Genomic DNA, 21,189 nt, shown 5'->3' on the forward strand with positions numbered 1-21,189 from the left:
CCGTACTTCACTTATCCGGGTAAACCGGATTGAACTGCCCAGTCTATGGCGGCTCGCGCATGTAACGCAGTGGTATCGAATACAGGCAGTGCCGAATCTTCCGGACGGATCAGTAGTGTAATCTCGGTGCATCCCAAGATGACAGCTTGGGCGCCTCGTTCGGCAAGTTCCTTGATGATTTCCTGGTAAATTTTCCGTGATTCCGGGTTGATCATCCCATGGCACAGTTCATCGTAGATAATCCGGTGGACGTCGGTACGGCCATGATCGTCAGGCACGACAACATCGAGACCGTGCTTGCTGTGCAACCGTCCGATGTAAAAATCCTGTTCCATTGTATAGCGTGTGCCGAGCAGGCCCACGCGCTCGATACCGGCAGCTCGCAATGCTCCACCCGTCGGATCGGCGATATGCAGAAACGGAATCGCGATTGCGGTTTCGATGGATGCATGCACGCGGTGCATGGTGTTCGTCGCGAGGATAACGATATTGGCTCCGCCGCGTTCCAACTGCTGGGCGGCATCGGCCATATGCTTGCCGAGCGACTTCCAGTCTCCAGACCGCTGGAGCGCTTCTATAACATCGAAATCAACAGTTACCATCAGGCTGCGCGCATTGTGATGGCCGCCAAGACGAGCTTTCGCGTACTGATTCAATAGTCGATAGTACTCAGCAGAAGACTCCCAGCTCATTCCGCCAATCACGCCGATGGTTTTCATGCCATTTGAGGTAGTGAAAAAGATTGGGTCAGTATAGCGACCAGTTTCTTGCAGGCCCGGCACACTTTTCTCGAAGTGCGCCGGTAAGGTTTTTACCGCGTTTTCCGTAGTCCACTGGCAGCAAGCTGCCAGTGCCGCCAGTATCAATGAAAGCGGAACGGACTATCTATATCGGGTTGCGGTCATTCAATTCGCAATCGCGAAGTGTTGCTCGTCGGCCTTGCTAACGTTGGTCGACCGCGAAATTACCGGCCGCTGAGCTGACGAAGAACGGGCCGACTTTGTGAACGGCCGGTCTATCGCCTTTGATCGCAGAATATGGCCTGTAGGTGTCGCCCGATCTAGCGGCGCCCGCGCGGTTCGGACCGATCATCGCTCCCGATACGCAGCGTTGCCAAAGTCCATTAGAATGGCGACAGGCACTACATTGAAGGCTTCGTCCGCGATCAAGCGGAGCTACTGCTGGCGCTGGGAGAGGGCTCTCAGTGATGGAACTCTCGGCTTACGCGCTCTCTCTTTTGCGGGAGGGCCCATTGACGCTGTATCGAGGCATCGGCGACGGGCTAGCGTCGATTCTCTTGGTCGTGCCCTCCGGCGAATACCCTTCGCCCGGCTCACTACAGCGCCTTGAACATGAATACGCATTGCGGACCGACCTCGACAGTGACTGGGCGGCGCGACCGGTCGAGCTTGTCCGCCGCGAGGTTCGGCCCGTGCTTGTGTTGGCGGACCCCGGTGGCGAGCCGCTCGAGCGGCTACTCGGCCGGCCGCGGATGGTTACGGACTTTTTGCGCATCGCCGTCGCGCTTTCGGCGGCTGTCGGTCGGCTGCACGCCCGGGGACTGATCCATAAGGACCTCAAGCCGGCCAACATCCTGGTCGACACGGCCAGCGGCGGCGTCTGGTTAACCGGATTCGGCATCGCCTCGCGGCTGCCCCGCGAGCACCAGGCGCCGGCGCCACCCGAGGTAATCGCGGGCACGCTTGCCTACATGGCGCCGGAACAGACCGGGCGGATGAACCGCTCGGTCGACTCCCGCAGCGATCTTTATGCGCTCGGCGTCACGTTCTACGAAATGCTGACGGGGACACTGCCTTTCACGGCCGCCGATCCGATGGAGTGGGTGCACTGCCACCTCGCCCGGCAACCGGTGCCGCCCGCCGAGCGTGTCGCCGAGATCCCGGGACCCGTCTCGGCGATTGTGATGAAGCTGCTCGCCAAGACCGCCGAGAACCGCTACCAGACCGCTGCCGGCCTCACGATCGATCTGCAGCGGTGTCTGGCGGAATGCCAGGCGACTGGCAGCATTGCGCCATTCCAGCTTGGTCAGCGGGACGCTTCGGACCGTCTGCTGATCCCGGAGCGGCTATATGGGCGCGAGCGCGAGATCGACTGCCTGCTGGCGGCCTTCGACCGTGTGGTGACTCACGGCAGGCCCGAACTGGTCGTAGTTTCTGGGTATTCCGGGATCGGTAAATCGTCGGTAGTGAACGAACTGCATAAGGCGCTGGTCCCGCCGCGTGGCCTGTTCGCATCCGGCAAGTTCGATCAGTACAAGCGCGACATCCCATATGCAACCCTCGCCCAAGCCTTCCGGAACCTTGTCCGTCCACTTCTAGGCCAGAGCGAGGCGGAGCTTGGCCAATGGCGGGATGCCCTGAGCGAGGCATTGGGCCCGAACGGCCAGCTCATCCTGACGCTCGTTCCCGAGCTGGTTCTCGTGATTGGAAAACAGCCACCCATCGCGGACCTGCCGCCGCAGGAGGCACAGAACCGCTTCCAGATCGTGTTTAGGCGCTTCCTCGGCGTATTTGCCCGCAAGGAGCACCCGCTCGTGTTGTTTCTTGACGATTTGCAGTGGCTGGATACAGCGACACTCGACCTCTTCGAGCACTTGGCGACGCACTCTGAGGTGCAGCACCTGATGCTTGTCGGGGCCTACCGTGACAACGAGGTCGGCCCGGCGCACCCGCTGCTGCGGACGCTGGCCGCGATCCGTAGTGCCGGAACTCGGGTCCAGCAAATCGTGCTGGCGCCCCTCTGCCTCGACGATGTCGAGCGGCTCATCGCTGATGCACTGCATTGCGAACAGGAACCTGTGCGACCCCTTGCGCAACTTGTGCAGGAGAAGACTGGCGGCAATCCGTTCTTCGCCATCCAGTTCCTGACGGCGCTGGCCGAAGAGGGGCTGATCGCGATCGATCTCGTCGTGCCAGCGTGGCAATGGGACATCGATCGCATCCGCGCGAGGAGCCACACTGACAACGTCGCGGATCTCATGGCCGGGAAGCTGAACCGCCTGCCTGATGAGACGCAGGAAGCATTACAACAGCTCGCCTGTTTGGGGAACGCCGCGGAGATCGCCACCTTGACCATGGTTCTCGGGGAACCCGAGCAGGCGATCCACGCAGCACTCTGGGAGGCCGTGCGTGCGGGATTCATCATTCGCCTCGAGAGCTCCTACACCTTCCTCCACGACAGAATCCAGCAGGCGGCATATACACTAATCCCTGAGGAACATCGTGCCGAAGTCCACCTGCGCCTCGGTCGTGTGTTGCTGGGGGGCATGACCGCGGACCAGCTCACCGAACATCTTTTCGATGTTGCAAACCAGCTCAATCGGGGCTCCGTTGGGCTGGCCGACCGGGACGAAAAAGCACAGGTGGCGATGATTGATTTGCGCGCCGGGCGAAAAGCCAAGGGGTCAGCGGCCTATGCGTCGGCGTGCGCGTATTTTTTGGCCGGCATGGCGCTGTTGGGCGAAAAGGACTGGGCCAGCCGCTACGAGTTGACGTTCAGCCTAACGCTCGAATGCGCGGAGTGTGAGTTTCTGACCGGTGAATTGCACGAAGCGGAGCTCCTGATTGCGGAGCTACTGCAACGCGGAACGTCGAAGGTCGATCTGGCAGCCGTCTATCACCTGAAGGTCCTGCTCCACATCGTAAAGTCGGAGGACCAGCAAGCAGTAGACGATACGCTCACCTGCTTGAAGCTATTCGGTATCGACATCCCGGCACACCCGACCCGGGAGCAGCTTCAGGCCGAATACGAGACGGTCTGGCGCAACGTGAAAGGGCATTCGATCGAGGACCTGATTGAACTTCCTCTGATGAAGGACCGGGAACTGGAGGCGGCGATGCGTCTATTGTCCGCTCTTTCGGACCCTGCCTACGTTACGGATCGCAATCTGTTTTGCTTGCAACAGTGCCGCATGGTGAACCTCAGCATGCAGCACGGCGCAACTGGCGCTTTTGCGCATGCCTGTGCATACCTTGGATTTATCCTCGGACCGGCCTTTCATCGCTATGCTGAGGGATTTCGTTTCGCCAAGCTCGGATGCGACCTGATCGAGAGACACGGCTTCCCCGGCTATCGAGCCAAGGTTCAGGACGCGACGGGAATCGCTGCCTTCTGGACGGGGCCGATGGCAACCGCGATCGAATACATCCAAGCGTCCGTTCGCGCCGCGATCGAAACTGGTGACCTGACCTACGGCTGCTACGGCATAAGCCATATCGTCTCACTCTTCCTGATACGAAACGATACGCTCGATGCGGTGTGGCGCGAGTCGGAGATTGCTCTCGACTTCGTGCGGAAGGCCAAGTTCCGCGACATTGCTGACATCATTGTAAGCCAGCAACGCTTCATCGCAACCATGCAGGGCCGTACCGCAAATTTCTCCACTTTCACTGACGCGCAATTCGACGAAGCGTCGTTCGAGGCCCTGCTGACCGAGGACCGGCAGCCCACCATGATCTGCTGGTACTGGATCGCGAAAGGGAAAGCGCGGTTCCTGTCGGGGCATTACGCCGCGGCTCTCGCGGCAGCTGACAAGGCGAAAAGCCTGCTTTGGTCCTCGACCGCCCATTTCCCTTTGCTCGATTACTATTACTACACCGCGCTGACAATTGCGGCGCTCTATGAAGGGACTTCTGCCGGCGACCGGCCGCGGTGGGGCGAACTCCTGGAGCTGCGCGACCAACTCCGCGAGTGGGCCGACAACTACCCTCCGACATTCGCCGACAAGCATGCGCTGGTCGCAGCAGAGATCGCGCGCCTTGAGGGCCGCGACCTTGATGCAATGAGCCTCTATCAACAGGCCATTCGCTTGGCCCACGACCACGGTTTCGTCCAAAACGAGGGCCTGGCCCATGAGGTGGCCGCGCGGTTCTACATGGCCCGCGGCTATGAGACCTTTGCCAACGCGTATCTGCGGAACGCCAAGTACTGTTACCTCCGCTGGGGGGCGGAGGGCAAGGCCAGGCAGCTCGAGCAGCTTCATCCGCATCTGGGCGCTGAAGAAAGAGATCGCTCGTGGGCGACCATTGGCACACCGGTCCAGCACCTCGATGTCGCCAGCGTCGTCAAATCCTTTCAGGCAGTGTCCAGCGAGATCGTCTTACCCAGGTTGATCGAACGGCTGATGACCATCGTGCTCCAGCACGCTGGCGCGGATCGCGGCTTACTGATACTGTCGGCAGAGAATGACTATTCGGTTCAGGCTGAGGCCCGGAGCATCGGCGATCAGACCGAAGTCGTGCTGTACGGAAAGTCAATCGTCGGGACCACTTGTCCCGAATCCCTTCTCCGCTATGTTATTCGCACTCGTGAAAGCATCATCGTCGATGATGCCTCCAAGCCCCATCTCTTCTCCGACGACGCTTATCTACGCAGTCAACACACCAAGTCGATCCTTTGCCTACCGTTGATCAAGCAAGGGCAACTGATCGGACTACTCTATCTCGAGAACACATTGACTTCGCACGCGTTCACCGCAGAGCGAATTGCGATTCTGGAGCTGCTGGCGGCACAAGCCGCGATTTCGCTGGAGAACGCCCGACTCTACGCCCAACTGCACGTGAGCGAAGATCGCTGGCGCAATTTGTTTGAAAGCGTCCCGGTCGGTGTGGTTTTGACTGGCTCGCATGAACGCTACGTCGCAGCAAACCATGCCTTTCAGAGAATGACCGGCTATTCTGAGGCGGAGTTGCGCAACCTCTCGCCCGTCGACATCAGCCACGAGGATGACCGCACCGCCACGGAGGTGATCAATGCAGCGCGCGACGCGGACGATCCATACCCGCAACATGTCGAGAAGCGATACCGGCGCAAGGACGGCGGCGTGATCTGGGTGGATGCCAGCGCCTTCGTGATCCCGGTTGTAGGGGGCGATCCGCTGTTTGCGGGGGTCGTGGTCGACATCACCGATCGGAAGCATGCCGAGGAAGAATTGCGGCGAAGCGAGACCTCACTCGCCGAAGCACAGCAGATCAGCCACACTGGCAGTTGGCGCTGGACGGTCGGTACCGGCGAGGTCTTCTGGTCGGCTGAACACTTTCGCATCTTTGCCCTCAATCCCGCGACAGCGCAGCCGTCCTACGCGACATTCATGGATCGCGTTCATCCCAAAGATCGGCCCGCATTCGAGCAAGTCCTCGAACGGGCCGTGCGCGAAAGAAGTCGGTTCCAACATGAGTATCAAATAGTCCTGCCCGACGGATCAGTCAAGCACTTGCAAAGCGTGGGGCAGCTCGACACGGAGGCCCGCGATCTTGAATTCGTCGGCACGGTCATGGACGTCACCGAACGCAGGCGCGCCGAGGAGGCGCTGAGAAACGCCCAAGCCGAACTCGTCCGCGTGACGCGGCTGACGACGATGGGCGAACTTGTGGCCTCAATTGCCCATGAGATCAACCAGCCGCTCAGCGCCGTCGTCACCAACGGGGGGGCAGCCCTGCGTTGGCTGAACCGGGACCACCCGGATATTCCTGAGGCGTGCGGCGCGGTCGAGCGGATCGTGGAGGAAGGCACGCGCGCGGGGGACGTGATCCGTGGTCTCCGGGCGCTTACCAAGAAATCGGGGCCGCAGCTGGCGAAGCTCGACATCAACGATGCAATCCAGGAAGTGCTGGCACTCACACGCAGCGAACTGCATCGGCACGGCGTTGTGCTTTGCACCGATCTCTCTGCTGATGGTCCGGTTTTCGGCGACCGAGTTCAGTTGCAGCAGGTGCTGCTGAACCTGACCATGAACGCCATTGAAGCCATGAGCTCGGTTACGGATCGCCCGAAGAAGCTGGCCATAACCTCGCAAGTCGTTGATCAGGGCGAGCTGTGCGTGGCGGTCGAGGATACCGGCCCGGGGCTGGACCCGGCGATCGCGCAACGCATTTTCGATCCCTTCTTCACAACGAAGCCCGACGGCATGGGCATGGGGCTCTCGATCTGCCGATCGATCATTGAGTCCCATGGCGGGCGCTTCTGGGCGTCGCCCGGCGCGCCATGCGGAACTGTCTTCCAATTCACTGTGCCCGGAGTAACGTCAGCTTGAGTTAGAATGGCCGTCAAACGGCGACGATGTGCCCTCAGCTGAGCAAACACCGTGCGTGTGCGGCGGAAGAAATTAGGGGGCCGAAATGCCGCCGCTGCGGCAATTAGCGCATGACGGGTGTTTCAAAGCGACCAAAGCCGGCAGAGACGATTGCCGTGCCGCAGCCGTGCCTGGAAACTATCCATGCATCCTCGCCTAGGAAATCGGCTATCAAAAGTTGACCGCGCGCCTGCCGGCCGCGGCATGAGGGGGACGGACTGCCGAGCGGGGAATGCGACGGGAGGTCGTGATCTGGCTGCTATGACTTCGCCGGGAAAAAAGAGCGTGTGCGAAGGGGCGGCAGTCATCCCCGAGCCGCCGTGGTGGCGGTCCTGGCTCGTATTCGAAGAGCGCGGTATCACCGCCGCATTTCTGCTGTTCTTCATCGTCGGAGCAACGAGCAGCCCCTACTTTCTGACGATCGACAACCTGACCGGCATCCTGCAGAGCCTGACGTTCTTAGGCTTCCTCGCAATCGGCGTGGGCCTGACGCTGATGGCAGGAGAGATCGACATATCAGTGGGGTCCGTGTTCGGCTTGGCCGCCGTCGTCACCGCGCTGTTGCTGCATCACGACGCCCCACTTTGGCTCGCAATCGCCTGCGGACTTGGGACGGGGCTCGGCTGCGGCCTTGTCAACGGGACGGTCGCACAGATGATCCGCGTTCCGGGCGTAGTCGTGACGTTGGCAACGCTGGGCGTGTACCGCGCGCTCGCGCTTGTCCTCGCTGGCGGCTCGCCCGTCAGGGTCGTGTCGCCACTGCCAGGTTTCTTCGACACCTTTGGCCAGGGGACGGTGTGCGGCGTGTCCGTCATAACGCTAGTGTTCCTGGCAATGGCGCTGCTTGCGGAACTCGTGGTGCGGCGCACGGCCTTCGGGTTTCGCCTGCTCGCCGTCGGCAGTAATCCACTCGCGGCCCATCTCGTCGGCTTCCGGGTCGGTCGCACGCGGCTGGTGCTGCTGACCTTCTCGGGTTTCATGGCGGCGCTCTCCGGCGTGTGCTCGCTCGCCTATCTGCACACTGCCGGTCCGACGGCAGGGACTGGCTATGAGCTTTCGGTGCTCGCGGCCGTGATCATCGGCGGCGTGCGTCTCACCGGCGGCCGTGGCTCGATCCTCGGTATTTTGCTCGGCCTGGCCGTAATTGGTGTCTTCCAGAACCTAATCGTCCTCTGGGGTATACCGCCGAGCTGGACGCAGGGCGTCTCCGGTATGGTGCTGATCGCCTCGATGGCACTAACGTGGCTTTCGCGCCGTGCCTCATCCAACCGTCTGGGCGGTTCATAACGACGGCCGCCACATCAAAGGGAGAAACGTCAATGCCATCATTCGATCGTCGGGGCTTTCTGCAAGGCGCCGCGGCGGGCGCGGCGGCGGGCATCCTGGGAGTGGGCGCGGCGCGTGCGGATGAAACGCGACCTTGGGCCGCCTGGGTGCGGTCCTACATGAACAGGCCGGTCAAGCTCGCAATGACCTGCTCCAACACGACCGCTCCTTATTACACGCCCACCAGGGCGGGTGTGCAGGATGCCGGGGCGCAGCTCGGCGTCGAAGTGCTGTGGACCGGCGTGCCCGACACCAACACCGTCGCTCAGATCGCTCAGTTCCGCCAGCTCGTGGCGACGGGTTACCAGGGGATCGCAGTGATCCCGCTGGAGGCGGATGCCTGGATCGCGCCGATCAAGCACGCGATTGACCGCGGTGTCGTGGTTGTCTGTACCAATAGCGACTCGCCCCGCAGTGGCCGCGAACTGTTCTTCGGTCAGGATCTGGTCGGAGCGGCGGAGGCGCAGGGGCGCATGTTGGCGAAGCTGGCCGGTGGCCGCGGCGCGGTGGCGATGACCAACTGCGCGCCCGGCATGCTCGCATTGGATCGGCGCATCGAAGGCGCAAAGAGGGGCGTCACGGCGGGCGGTCTCGAGATTGTCGGCGTCTTCAACACCGATCCAAGCGACATGGGGAGCGATCGATCTACCATTCGCGACATCGCCCGCAGTCATCCCAACCTGACCGCCATGATGCCGCTGTGCGGACAGGATACTGCGGCAGCTGGGTTAGTCAAACAAGAAATTAAGGCGCAGTGGCCGATTGTCGGCACTGACCTGATCTATCAAACGCTGGAAATGATTCGCGACGGTGTGATCGACGGCACGGTGGGCCAGCAGCCGTACATGCAGGGCTATCTGCCCATTATGTATCTCTATCAGCGTGTCGCGCTGAACGGGCGGAAGCTCGACCTGCCGGGCGGCAACTATTTCATGGAGAATGAGATCGTTACGAAGAAAAACGTCGGCTACTACCTTGAGCGGGAGAAGCGGTTCGCCGGATGACTCTGGACGCCATCGCCGCGCACGCGGTGAGCAAGCACTATGGCGGAGTGCAAGTACTCCGCGCCGTCTCGCTGCGCCTTCGCGCGGGTGAGGTTATGGCGCTGGTCGGCGCCAATGGCGCGGGTAAATCGACGCTGATAGGCATCCTTTCAGGTGCGGTGGCGCCCGACGAAGGTCGAGTCGAAGTGCTCGGGCGCATCCTGCCCGGCGGCGACGTGACGGCCGCGCTGCGCGTCGGCGTCTCGGTCGTCCACCAGGACCTCATGCTGTTTCCCGACCTCAGCGTGCTTGAGAACGTGACCGCAGCGGCGCTTCCCTTGCATTGGAGTGGCTTGCTCAGCAAGCGACGCCAGCGCGCTGCCGCCGCAGCGACGCTTGCACGCCTCGACTTCGTCGTTCCGCTCGATGCGCGGGTCGCCGAGTTGTCGCTTGCGCAGTGCCAGCTCGTCGAGATTGGCCGGGCACTGCTCTCGGGCGGGCGCGTGCTGATCCTTGATGAGCCGACTTCAGCGCTATCAATGCGGGAATCGGAGGCGCTGCTGTCGGTCATCCGGGCGCTCGCAGCCGAGGGCACAGCCGTGCTGTTCGTCTCGCACCGTTTGGATGAGGCCATGCGCATCGCCGACCGGCTTACTGTTCTGCGCGACGGGCAGGTAGCCGGCATCTGGCAGCGCGGGACGATTGACGTTTCAGGTATCGCGCGGGCGATGGTAGGCGACGTTTCGGTTCATCATGCGCCGGCAATGCGCGAGTCTCGTCGGCTGGTGCTGCAGGCGCGGGAGCTTCGCGGTCCTGGGTTGGGACCGCTTTCCCTAACTGTGCATGCCGGCGATATTGTCGGATTTGTCGGCCTTGAAGGGGCCGGCATCGACACGCTACTGAGGGGGCTTGGCGGGGCTGTGCCCCTTGAGGGCGCAATCGAGGTGAGCGGGCAGCCGGTTCGGTTAAGCTGTCCGGCCGACGCCTTGCAGGCCGGATTGGTCTACATGCCGCCAGACCGCAAGTTGGAGGGACTCTGGTTGGACCGCTCGCCGGTATGGAACATTGCTACGGCGCCGCTCCGCCGTTGCGCAGCTTGGCGCTGGCCCGGTTCGGGGTGGCTCGGCCGCCTCGCGCGCGACCGCATGGCACAGGTCAGTGTGAGCCTGAACGTAGCCGACGCGCCTGTCGGGCATCTGTCCGGCGGAAACCAGCAGCGCGTCCTGTTTGCCCGCTCGCTGGAGCAGTCGCCCGCCGTCCTGCTACTCAGTGATCCGACGCGCGGCGTGGATGTGCGGGCCAAAAACGAAATTCATAAGCTGATCGAAGCCCTGGCGGCGGACGGGATCGCCGTCTGCCTCAACTGTTCTGGCATTGACGAGGTGCTCGCCGTTGCACAGCGAATCGTTTGCATGCGGGCGGGCCGCATCGTTGCCGACGGACCGCGCGAAACGTTCGATGAGGCGCGGGCTCTTGCAATGGTTTCGTCTAGCGACTAGGAGGGCATCGACGTTGCTGCGGTCCATCCAGGTAACAACAGCTCCGGGAACGTTATTTCAAAAGAGCAATATTGGTAGTGTCGGCGCGAATGAGGACGATGTCCGCTTGCGGTAGGTTTAAGCACACCTGTCTCCATTGGGAATGGTGTACTTCGCGCATCGGTTGAATCCGCAGTCGACTCCGGTCCCAGGCTTCGCTCATGAGCGGCCATTCGTTGAGCGTCGGACCCGATAGGGTGCGGACGACTGCGATGGACTTCTGGCCATCAGCACGCGGGGCGGGTTGGTGGTGGCTGGCATCCGCTTTGCTGGCAAGGACTATCCGCCCACATCGCTTGCAATGTTGCATGGCTGCCTCGCGGCATCGGCCGTGACGCCGCTGATCTACGCCGCAGCAACGGTCGGCCTACCGAGCTTAACGATGTACGCCATGGTGCTGTTTGTGTTTGCCGCCGGTGGCGGTGTTCTGATGAACCTGGGCTACCATGGGAAGAAGCGGTCGCTGCCCAGCGCGCTGGTGGTCGTGCCCACGGAGGTCGACATGAGCGGTGAGACACCGAATGAAAGCGGTCCTGATCTGGCGCAGGGCGTGCCCATCGAATCGCTCGGCGAAGCTGGCCTATTGTCAGGTCACGTCGGTAATGAGGCGGTGCTGATTGCACGGCTCGGTGATGAATTCTTCGCTATTGACGCTGCCTGTACTCACTACCACGGCCCGCTCGCCGAAGGGTTGATCGTCGGGGACACGGTACGGTGCCCATGGCATCACGCCTGCTTCAGCCTGCGCACGGGGGAAGCGGTACGGGCTCCGGCCCTGAGCCCTGTCGCGTGCTGGTCCACGGAGGTTCGGAGCGACAAGGTTGTCGTACTGCACAAAAAAACTCCACCCGCCGGTTCCGTGTCCGCGCCGGCCGGAGCGCCACAGAAGATCGTCATCGTCGGCGCTGGAGCAGCAGGTTTCGCCGCTGCTGAGCGTCTGCGGCGCCTCGGCTACGTTGGCAGTCTCACGATGCTGAGCGACGACGAGGCGCCGCCCGTGGACCGGCCAAATCTCTCCAAAGACTATTTGGCCGGCAGCGCGCCTGAGGAGTGGGTGCCGCTTCGCGACGACGCTTTCTACGCAGATCAACGCATTGATCTGCGGCTGAAGGCCGGCGTCGCACGCCTTCACCTCGCCGCGCAGGAAGTGGAACTCGCGGATGGGAGCAAGGTGCCCTACGACCGTTTACTGCTAGCCACGGGAGCCGAAGCGGTTCGCTTGCCGATCCCCGGGATGGATTTGCCGCATGTGCATACCCTTCGCTCGCTGGCCGACTGCCGCGCCATCATCGCTCGCGCGGCGCGCGCGCGGCGCGTGGTCGTGATGGGGGCAAGCTTCATCGGACTGGAAGTGGCGGCGTCATTGCGCGCGCGTGGACTTGAAGTACACGTCGTGGCGCCAGAGCGGCGTCCGATGGAACGTGTGCTGGGGCCACAGATGGGTGAATTCTTGCAGCGGTTGCACGAGGAACACGGCGTCGTCTTCCATCTCGGGAACACCGCCAGCGCGATCGACACGCAGCAGGTATCCCTTAAAGCAGGCGGCAACGTGGAGGCCGATTTGGTGGTGGTCGGCGTCGGCGTGCGGCCACGACTGGCACTGGCCGAGCAAGCCGGCCTCGCGATCGACCGCGGCGTGATGGTCGATGCCTGCTTGCAGACAAGCGCGCCTGGCGTCTTCGCTGCCGGCGACATCGCTCGCTGGCCCGATCCGCACAGCGGCGCGGCCGTTCGCGTGGAGCATTGGGTTGTCGCTCAACGCCAGGGACAAACGGCGGCGATGAACTTGATTGGCGGACATGAGAAGTTTGACGCCGTGCCATTCTTCTGGAGCCAGCACTACGATGTCCCGATCAACTATGTCGGGCACGCGGACAGCTGGGATGAGATCTCGGTTGACGGCAATATCGCAGGACGCGACTGTGCGCTGCGCTACAAGCGAGACGGACGAGTCCTCGCCGTGGCCACTATCTATCGCGATGCAGAAAGTCTGCGGGCAGAAGTCGAGATGGAACGGGACTCACCTTGACGCCAGAACGAAGCCTGCCCTGCGTGAACGAGCAGTCATTTGACTAGAAGTGGCTCATTCAATGTTGCAGCGTGCCTTGCTTGCGGCGATCGCCGTTGGCGTCGTTCCGAGCATACGCCTGCAGGTACGGCTCAAGTATCGCAAACTGATATGAGACGTTCGTGGGTCACGAGCCGACGCTCGCCGAGCGCCCGTACTCAGCCCCTGCTTCGAAGATATCGCGCAGCCACTGCGCGAATACCCTGACCCGCGATGAAAGCTGACGGTTCTGCGGATACAGCACCGACACGGGCATCGGTGACGGCGGAAAGTCGCTGAGCACAACTTTCAGTGTCCCGGCCGACAATTCACCGGCCACCCGGTATCGGGGCACCTGGACCATGCCGAGGCCGGCCACTGCGGCGCCCGTGTACAGATCCGCCCCGGTGACCGACACGATCGATGGTAACTGCATCTCGATCACTTCGCCGTTGATCGTGAATTCCATTGGCAACGCCCGCCCTGAGCCACTCAAGATGTAATTGACCACGCGATGGCCTTCAAGCGCTTGCGGCGTTGCCGGTTCGCCGAATTGCGCGAGATAGGCGGGACTGGCCACGGTGACCTGCGGCATCGAAGCGACGCGCCGGCCGACCATCAACGAGTCCTGCAACGTGCCGGCCCGCAGCACGCAGTCGATCCCCTCGCGCACCAGGTCGACCAGGCGGTCATCCTCGCCGATATGAAGCTCGATGCCGGGATACTGCGCGACGAAATCCGGCAATGCGGGCACGACAAAGTGCTTCGCCAGCGTCCCCTGCACATTGACGCGCAAAAGCCCCTTTGGCGCGACGTTGTGAAACGAACCCTCCGCTTCTTCCATATCGGCCACGAGGCGCACACAGCGCCGATAGAACGCCTCGCCGTCGTGGGTCAGGCGTACCGTGCGCGTGGTGCGCTCCAGCAATCGCGCGCCGAGCCGCTCCTCCATCCGCTTCATCAGATTGGTGACCGTGGCACGGGGAATCTGCAGATCGTCTGCCGCACGGGTAAAGCTGCCGCGCTCAGCGATCCGGATAAACACCTGCATTTCCTGGAAGCGGTCCATCTCCGCTCGCCCCCTATTGTTGAAGTAAATGGAACGATGATAGCAGTTTGCTACTAATTATCTTTCTCGACGGATGGTCGAATATTCGTTTCACCCACTCACCACCTGAATCACCAACAAGGAGCAAACCATGACCACCCCTCAAAACAACCAGGTTGCCATCGTGACGGGCGCATCGCGCGGAATCGGCGCCGAGGTTGCGCGGCGTCTCGCCCGCGACGGATTCGCCGTTGCCATCAACTACGCGTCGAGTTCGAAGGAAGCCGAGGCGCTGGTCGCCGAACTTTCTGCCCAAGGCGCGAACGCAATTGCAGTCAAGGCCAACGTCGCGGACGCCGGCGAAGTCCGCGCGATGTTCGAGACCACTGAACAGCAGCTCGGCAAGATCGACGTGCTGGTAAATAACGCCGGCGTGCTGAAGACGGTCCCGCTTGCCGATACGTCGGATGCACTCTACGACCAGACCTTCGAGATCAATGTACGCGGCACTTTCAACACGCTGCGTGAAGCTGCCGCGCGGATGAACGAAGGCGGCCGCATCGTGAACTTCTCGAGCACGACGCTCGCGCTCAACATGCCGGGCTATGCGGTCTACAACGCAACCAAGGCCGCTGTCGAGGCATTCACCCACGTCTTCGCGAAGGAACTGCGCGGCCGCCACATCACAGTGAACGCAGTTGCGCCGGGCCCGATCGCAACGTCGCTGTTTCTTGACGGCAAGACGGAAGAGCAGATCAAGACCTTCGCGAACATGCCGCCGCTGCAGCGCCTGGGCCAACCGGAAGATATCGCCGCGCTGGTCTCGTTCCTCGCCAGCGCTGATGCCGGTTGGGTCAATGGCCAGATCCTGCGTGCGAATGGCGGCGTGGCCTGAAGCTGAAGGCTTTCTTCAAAGCCTGCAGACGTCGCCGTCCCGATTTAGCGCGTGGATCATCCGCTTGTATGTCAAGTCTCGGCACGCTCCGTTCTAAGCGGATGTGTACACCCGGATTCGCGGCAGCCGTCGCGACGCACGCTTGTGCAGTGAGCGCGGGTGCAACCACTGCCCCGGTATAGCGAATGGCATGGGCGAGCAGCGACAGCGGCAAGACCGGCATCTGATCGGCGACCGAGTAAACTAGTCATCAAGTCGTTCCGGATTACGAAATGATGATTCTGGCCAACACCCATCCGATCTCACGTTTTAGGCAAAATCGAAAATACCGAGCGTACAGGTGTCAGGCAAGTCCGCCGGCGGAAAAAAGGGGGAGGCAATGACCATCGCGAACTGTCAGATCCTTCACCGGATCTGCGCGACAGCGGGCTCGGACCTCTACCGTGGCCGCCGCTTGACGGACGGAATGCCGGTGCTGCTGAAGCTGCCTGCGGAAAACGCCGACGCAGCCCAATACGCCCGTCTGAGACGCGAATACTTGCTGTTGCGATCGATAAATAGCGAAGGCGTGGGCAAACCCCTTGAGCTAATCAACGAGGGCGGCGGCATGGCGCTGGTCCTGGAAGACTTCGCGGGCGAGGCGCTCGAAGCCGTGCTGGGCCGTGAACCGCGCATGGACGTCGCGCTTTGCCTGCGCATCGGCCACCATCTGGCCGATGCATGGGTGGCTATCGATGCCGCGCGGTTCATCCATCGCGATATCCGCCCCGCCAATATTCTCGTCGAACCGCAGACTGGCCGAGCGCTGCTGGTGGACTTGCGCTTTGCGACGGCCGAAGAGCCCGACTCCCTCTCGCCGGAGGAAGCCGCCGTACCCGCTGGCGATTGGGCTTACGTGTCGCCCGAGCAAACGGGCCGCATGAATCGCGCGGTGGATTACCGGACCGATGGCTATTCGATGGGCGTTTCGTTCTATCGGATGCTAACCGGCGAGCTGCCATTTGAGGCCAACGATCCGCTGGAATGGACGCATTGCCATATCGCCCGCATGCCGGTGCCGCCGAGCGAGTTCGCGCCCGAGGTACCGCAGCAGGTGTCGGATATCGTGATGAAGTTGTTGGCCAAGCTGCCGGAAGACCGCTACCAAAGCGCGCACGGGCTGCTGACCGATATCGATCGGTGTCTGGCGCAGTGGCAAGCGTCGGGCCGGATCGAGCCGTTCCCGCTCGGCAAGGACGATATCCCGGAGCGCTTCCAGGTGCCGCGCAAACTGTACGGGCGCGGCGCTGAAATCGAGCGGCTGCTCGACGCCTTCGAGCGCATGGCGGCAAGCGGACAAGCGGCTCTGGCGACCGTCTCGGGGTACTCGGGCATCGGCAAGACGTCGCTGGTCGACGCATTGCGCAAGCCGATTGTCGCGGCGCATGGCTATTTCATTGCCGGCAAGTTCGATCAGTACCAGCGTGATATTCCGTATGCCACGATCACGCAAGCGTTTCACGAACTGGTGCGGCAACTGCTGGCCGAAACCGAGGCGCGCATCGCCGGCTGGCGGCAACAGATCCAGGCGGCGGTCGGGGTCAACGGCCAGCTCATTGTCGAAGTGCTACCTCAGATCGAGTTGATCATCGGCGCACAATCGCCCGTCCCGGCGCTGCCGCCGATCGAGGCGCAAAACCGCTTTCGCATGGTGTTCCGGCAATTCGTGACGGCGTTCACGCGCGAAGCACGTCCGTTGGTCCTCTTCCTGGACGACCTGCAGTGGATCGATACGGCCAGCCTGGCGCTGATCGAGCACCTGCTCACGCACCCGGACACGCGCCATGTGCAGCTGATCGGCGCCTATCGCGACAACGAAGTGAACGCGGCGCATCCGCTCCTAACCAGCCTCGAGACCATTCGCCGCAGTGGCACCCCGGTCATCGATATCTTGCTCACGCCGCTGTCGATCGTGCATCTAAACCAGTTGGTGGCCGACGCGCTCCATGCGCCACCCGCATCCTGCGAGCCGCTCACGCGGCTGGTCTACGAACGCACCGAGGGCAATCCACTGTTCTTTATCCAGTTCCTGGATGCGCTGCACAACGAGGGATTACTTCGGCAGGACCTGCAACATCGCGCTTGGCACTGGGACCTGGATCAGATCAAGGCTAAGGATTTCGCCGATAACGTCGTCGAGCTGATGGTGGGAAAGTTGCGTCGACTACCGGTGCCAGCGCAGGAAACGCTGCAGTTGGCGGCTTGCCTGGGCAACACATTCGACTTGCGCCAGCTCGCACTGGTCGCCAAGCATTCGGAGGTTCCAGTACGACTGCGCCTGGGCGAGGGCGAAGTCGAGCAAGGCCTCGCGTCGGCGGTACGCGAAAGCTTGCTCGTGCGCACTGGCGGCAGCGGCAAGTTTTTGCACGATCGGATCCAACAGGCGGCGTATTCGCTGATTCCTGAAGCCTCCCGTGCCGGCGTTCACCTGCGCATCGGCCGCGCGCTGTTGGCGAGTATGACGGCGGACGAACTTGCCGAGCATGTGTTTGATGTTGCGAACCAGTTCAATAGGGGTGCTCGACTGCTCATTGAGCGTAACGAGAAAGTGAAGGTGGCGGCGCTCGATCTGCGTGCAGGACGTCGGGCAAAAGCCTCGGCGGCCTATGCGTCGGCCTGTGTGTATCTGGCGGCGGGCATGGACTTGCTCGATGGCAGCGACTGGGGCGGCCAGTACGAACTCATATTCAGCCTGTGGCTCGAACGCGCGGAGTGCGAGTTTCTGACGGGTCGCTTCGACCAGGCCGAGCAATTGATCGAGGAGCTATTGCAGCGCTGCGCATCGAAACTTGACCGAGCGGCCGTCTATCACCTGGAAGTCCAGTTGCATATCGTGAAGTCGGAGAACCCGCAGGCTGTCGACAGCGCGCTTGCTTGCCTGCGCCTGTTCGGCATCGACCTCCCGGCACACCCGACCCAGGAACAGGTCCAGGCGGAGTATGAGACGGTCTGGCGCAACCTGGCCGGGCGCCCGATCGAGAGTCTCATCGACCTACCGCTGATGACCCATCCGGAGCTGCAGGCCGCCATGCGTCTGCTGTCTGCCCTCTTCGACGCTGCCTACTTTACCGACTTCAATTTGCTTTGCCTTCAACTGTGCCGCATGGTGAACATCAGCTTGCGGCACGGCACGAGTGGCGGGTCCGCGCATGCGTGTGGCTTTCTCGGTTTCATCCTCGGCCCGGTGTTTCACCGGTACCAAGAGGGGTACCGTTTCAGCAAGCTCGGGTGCGATCTGGTCGAGAAGCATGGTTTCCTTGCTTATCGGGCCAAGGTTTACATTGCGATGGGACGCGTTGCCGTCTGGACGCAGCCGATCGCGAACGCGATTGATTTCACTCGGGTGGGTTTTCGCACGGCGATCGAGACGGGGGATCTGACCTTTGCTTGCTACGGCATGCTCCATCTCGGCACCGACCTTCTGCTGCGGAACGATCCGCTAGACGCGGTGTGGCGCGAGTCGGAGAGGCGCCTGGATTTCGTGCGCAAGGCTCGGTTTCGCGACATGGCGGATCTTATCGTGAGTCAGCAACGCCTCATCGCGACCCTGCAAGGCCGGACCACGACCTTTTCCACTTTCAGCGACGCGCAGTTCGACGAAGCGGAGTTTGAGGCGCAACTGACGGACGACCGGGTAAGCGCGCTGGTCTGCGGGTACTGGATCATCAAACTACAGGCGCGGTTCCTGGCGGGTGACTACGTAGCCGCCCTCGGTGCCTCGCAACAGGCAAAACCGCGGCTGTGGGCCTTGGTCGGCCAGTTCCAGGTGGTCGACTACTTTTACTTCGCCGCGCTGACGGTGGCCGCGCTCTATGAGAATGCGTCCACCGACGAGAGAGCGGGGTGGCCCGAGCTCCTGACAGCGCACCAGGCGCAGCTGCGCGAGTGGGCCGAAAACTATCCACCGACGTTCGCCGACAAGCACGCGCTGGTGTCGGCCGAGATCGCCCGTGTTGAAGGGCGAGTCACCGATGCCATGCGTCTCTACGACGAGGCGATTGAAGCGGCCCGCGAGCACGGCTTCGTCCAGAACGAAGGCATCGCGCACGAGCTTGCGGCGGAATTTTATGCTGCGCGCGGGGCGACGACCTCCGCACGTGCCCATCTTGACGAAGCGCGCAGCTGCTTTGCACGGTGGGGCGCCCACGGCAAGGTCAGGCAACTCGACGTGCGCATGCCGCCCTCGCGCGAAACATCGGGCTCACCTGACGCCACGTTGACCGGCGACGGCGCGCAACTGGATCTGCTGTCGGTCACCAAAGCCTCACAGGCCATCTCGGGCCATATCGTGCTGGAGGATTTGGTTGACACGCTGATGCACATCCTGCTCGAAAACGCCGGTGCGCAGACCGGCCAGTTGATGCTTATGCGCAACGAGGGCCTGGTCCTCGCGGCCGAAGCAAGCGTCGAGCAGCAGACGATTCACGTGCGGTGGCACCTGAATCAGGCACCCACCGAACCCGCGCGGCCGGCTTCCATCATCAATTACACACGGCGCTGCCAGGAGCGGGTGCTGCTGGATGATGCGACGCAGTCCAACCCCTTTTCGGCAGACGACTACCTGGTCCGCCGGCAACCGAAGTCGGTGTTGTGTTTGCCGCTTGTGCGGCGTTCCGCCTTAATCGGCCTGTTGTATCTGGAGAACAATCTTGTCACGCATGCGTTCACGCCGGAGCGCGTGACGGTGCTGGAACTGCTGGCCTCGCAGGCCGCGATCACGCTTGAGAACGCGATCCTGTACCGCGATCTCGCAGAGCGCGAAGCGAGGATCCGGCGCCTCGTCGATGCCAACATTGTCGGCATCTTCATCTGGGACCTGACAGGTCAAATCCTCGAGACCAATGACGCATTTCTCCGTATCGTGGGATACGACCGCGAGGACCTGGTGTCAGGGCGCGTGCGTTGGAAGGATTTGACGCCGCCCGAGTGGCTTGACCTCGACATACAACAACGAGTCCCGGAGCTCAAGATGACGGGGGCGTTACAGCCCTTCGAGAAGGAGTTTACCAGGAAGGACGGCAGCCGCGCGTCGGTCCTGATCGGAGTGGCGATGTTCGAAGTAGGTGCGAACCAAGGTGTCGCTTTCGTGCTTGATTTAACCGAGCGCAAGCGGGCGGAAGCCGAAGCGCTCGAGAGCGAGCGGCGCTACCGCGAAGTGCAGATGGAGCTCGCGCACTCGAACCGGGCGGCGACGATGGGGCAGCTCACGGCCTCGATCGCCCATGAGGTCCAGCAGCCGATCGCCGCGACATCAGTGGATGCTTCGGCTGCCATACGGTGGCTGCGCACCACCCCGCCGAACCTGGAGGAGGTCAGGCAGTCGCTCGATCGCATTGTCACGAATGCAATGCGAGCCGGCGGCATTGTCAGCGGGATTCGCGATCTGATCAAAAAAGCGCCTCCACGCAAGGACAGGGTGGACATCAACGAAGCGGTCCGCGAGGTGATCGAACTGACGCAGGGCGAAGCGGCGAAAAGCGACGTCTCCGTGCTGACTGTACTCGCCGAGGGTTTGCCACTCGTCCTGGGTGATCGCGTGCAGCTGCAACAGGTGATGCTCAACTTGATCGTCAATGCCGTGGAAGCGATGAGCGCAATGAGCACGGGCTTCCGCGAGTTGTTGATCAGCACGTCCGCGGATTCATCGGATGGCGTGTCTATCACCGTGCGCGACTCTGGACCGGGACTGCCCCCGAAGGAGGTCAAGCGCGTGTTCGATCCGTTCTATACAACGAAGGCACATGGCCTGGGCATGGGCCTGTCGATCTGCCTTTCAATCGTCGAGGCGCACGGAGGACGACTGTGGGCGAGCGCAAACGTGCCTCGTGGCGCCGTCTTTCAACTCGTTCTTCCGAGGGGGGAAGTCGAACACGCCCCATCCAGTGAGACCGAGGGGCTGCCTGTGGCCTGAGAAAGTAACTGCCTGTCGCCGGTCGCCTCGAACGAGATACTGGCTGGGACCGCATGGTCTACCTTGATAAGCACGCGGTGCTGATCGGTCCTCGAAAAGTTCATTTGTTCGTCGAGTACTCCGGAATTAAGCAATGCCATATTGAGATAGCGGGCGATGCCGCGGATGTCTGCCTGGCGTGGATCGGCCATGAAGTGCCGGCCGCGACACCGGCCATGTGTCCGGAGATGGGAAGGATTCAGGACAGATAGCGTTCAACGTGGAAAGGCACATGCGATTGGCATCGCCTTTGAGTCCAGATTGTGCTTTCCT

At 62.0% G+C, this 21,189-nt stretch carries 10 protein-coding genes; 8 read left to right on the plus strand and 2 right to left on the minus strand.

Annotated elements, in window-relative coordinates; all coding sequences use genetic code 11:
• Positions 1-11: 11 nt before the first annotated feature.
• Positions 12-719, minus strand: coding sequence for an aspartate/glutamate racemase family protein (locus tag HV670_RS16695; protein ID WP_175105977.1), 708 nt, complete (start codon positions 717-719; stop codon positions 12-14).
• A 533-nt stretch (positions 720-1,252) separates the two neighbouring features.
• Between HV670_RS16695 and HV670_RS16700 the strand changes: the two genes are divergently transcribed.
• From HV670_RS16700 to HV670_RS16720, 5 genes are all read left to right on the plus strand, one after another.
• Complete coding sequence (locus tag HV670_RS16700; RefSeq protein ID WP_217478444.1) at positions 1,253-7,051, plus strand: ATP-binding sensor histidine kinase; 5,799 nt, start codon at positions 1,253-1,255, stop codon at positions 7,049-7,051.
• 324 nt (positions 7,052-7,375) lie between these two features.
• Positions 7,376-8,377, plus strand: coding sequence for an ABC transporter permease (locus tag HV670_RS16705; RefSeq protein WP_175105918.1), 1,002 nt, complete (start codon positions 7,376-7,378; stop codon positions 8,375-8,377).
• Between the two features lie 32 nt (positions 8,378-8,409).
• Positions 8,410-9,420 carry a sugar ABC transporter substrate-binding protein gene (locus HV670_RS16710; protein ID WP_175105919.1) on the plus strand — a complete coding sequence of 337 codons (1,011 nt, stop codon included), beginning with the start codon at positions 8,410-8,412 and terminating at the stop codon, positions 9,418-9,420.
• A 95-nt stretch (positions 9,421-9,515) separates the two neighbouring features.
• On the plus strand, positions 9,516-10,898 hold the full coding sequence (locus HV670_RS16715; protein WP_175105920.1) for a sugar ABC transporter ATP-binding protein: 1,383 nt from the start codon (positions 9,516-9,518) through the stop codon (positions 10,896-10,898).
• Positions 10,899-11,439: 541 nt separating this feature from the next.
• On the plus strand, positions 11,440-12,966 hold the full coding sequence (locus tag HV670_RS16720) for an FAD-dependent oxidoreductase (RefSeq protein ID WP_175105978.1): 1,527 nt from the start codon (positions 11,440-11,442) through the stop codon (positions 12,964-12,966).
• A 166-nt stretch (positions 12,967-13,132) separates the two neighbouring features.
• Here the strand turns inward: HV670_RS16720 and HV670_RS16725 are convergent, their stop codons facing one another.
• Positions 13,133-14,053 (minus strand): LysR family transcriptional regulator, encoded by a 921-nt coding sequence (locus tag HV670_RS16725; RefSeq protein ID WP_175105921.1) that lies wholly within the window; start codon positions 14,051-14,053, stop codon positions 13,133-13,135.
• Between the two features lie 130 nt (positions 14,054-14,183).
• Here HV670_RS16725 and HV670_RS16730 point away from each other — a divergent pair, with 130 nt between their 5' ends.
• From HV670_RS16730 to HV670_RS16740, 3 genes are all read left to right on the plus strand, one after another.
• Positions 14,184-14,927, plus strand: coding sequence for an SDR family oxidoreductase (locus HV670_RS16730; protein ID WP_175105922.1), 744 nt, complete (start codon positions 14,184-14,186; stop codon positions 14,925-14,927).
• 379 nt (positions 14,928-15,306) lie between these two features.
• Positions 15,307-20,877 (plus strand): trifunctional serine/threonine-protein kinase/ATP-binding protein/sensor histidine kinase, encoded by a 5,571-nt coding sequence (locus HV670_RS16735; RefSeq protein ID WP_175105923.1) that lies wholly within the window; start codon positions 15,307-15,309, stop codon positions 20,875-20,877.
• A gap of 53 nt (positions 20,878-20,930) precedes the next feature.
• Positions 20,931-21,128, plus strand: a complete 198-nt coding sequence (locus tag HV670_RS16740) for a hypothetical protein (protein WP_175105924.1) — start codon at positions 20,931-20,933, stop codon at positions 21,126-21,128.
• Positions 21,129-21,189: the final 61 nt, after the last annotated feature.

The organism is Pararobbsia alpina (genome assembly GCF_902859895.1).
Classification (GTDB): Bacteria; Pseudomonadota; Gammaproteobacteria; order Burkholderiales; family Burkholderiaceae; genus Pararobbsia; species Pararobbsia alpina.

What these genes read in the sequence shown, in the direction of transcription:
- HV670_RS16740 (WP_175105924.1), top strand. Translation starts at nt 20,931, where the DNA reads ATGGTCTACCTTGATAAGCACGCGGTGCTGATCGGTCCTCGAAAAGTT.
- HV670_RS16715 (WP_175105920.1), top strand. Translation starts at nt 9,516, where the DNA reads ATGGCGCTGGTCGGCGCCAATGGCGCGGGTAAATCGACGCTGATAGGC.
- HV670_RS16710 (WP_175105919.1), top strand. Translation starts at nt 8,410, where the DNA reads ATGCCATCATTCGATCGTCGGGGCTTTCTGCAAGGCGCCGCGGCGGGC.
- HV670_RS16720 (WP_175105978.1), top strand. Translation starts at nt 11,440, where the DNA reads ATGAGCGGTGAGACACCGAATGAAAGCGGTCCTGATCTGGCGCAGGGC.
- HV670_RS16695 (WP_175105977.1), bottom strand. Translation starts at nt 719, where the DNA reads ATGAAAACCATCGGCGTGATTGGCGGAATGAGCTGGGAGTCTTCTGCT.
- HV670_RS16730 (WP_175105922.1), top strand. Translation starts at nt 14,184, where the DNA reads ATGACCACCCCTCAAAACAACCAGGTTGCCATCGTGACGGGCGCATCG.
- HV670_RS16725 (WP_175105921.1), bottom strand. Translation starts at nt 14,053, where the DNA reads ATGGACCGCTTCCAGGAAATGCAGGTGTTTATCCGGATCGCTGAGCGC.
- HV670_RS16735 (WP_175105923.1), top strand. Translation starts at nt 15,307, where the DNA reads ATGACCATCGCGAACTGTCAGATCCTTCACCGGATCTGCGCGACAGCG.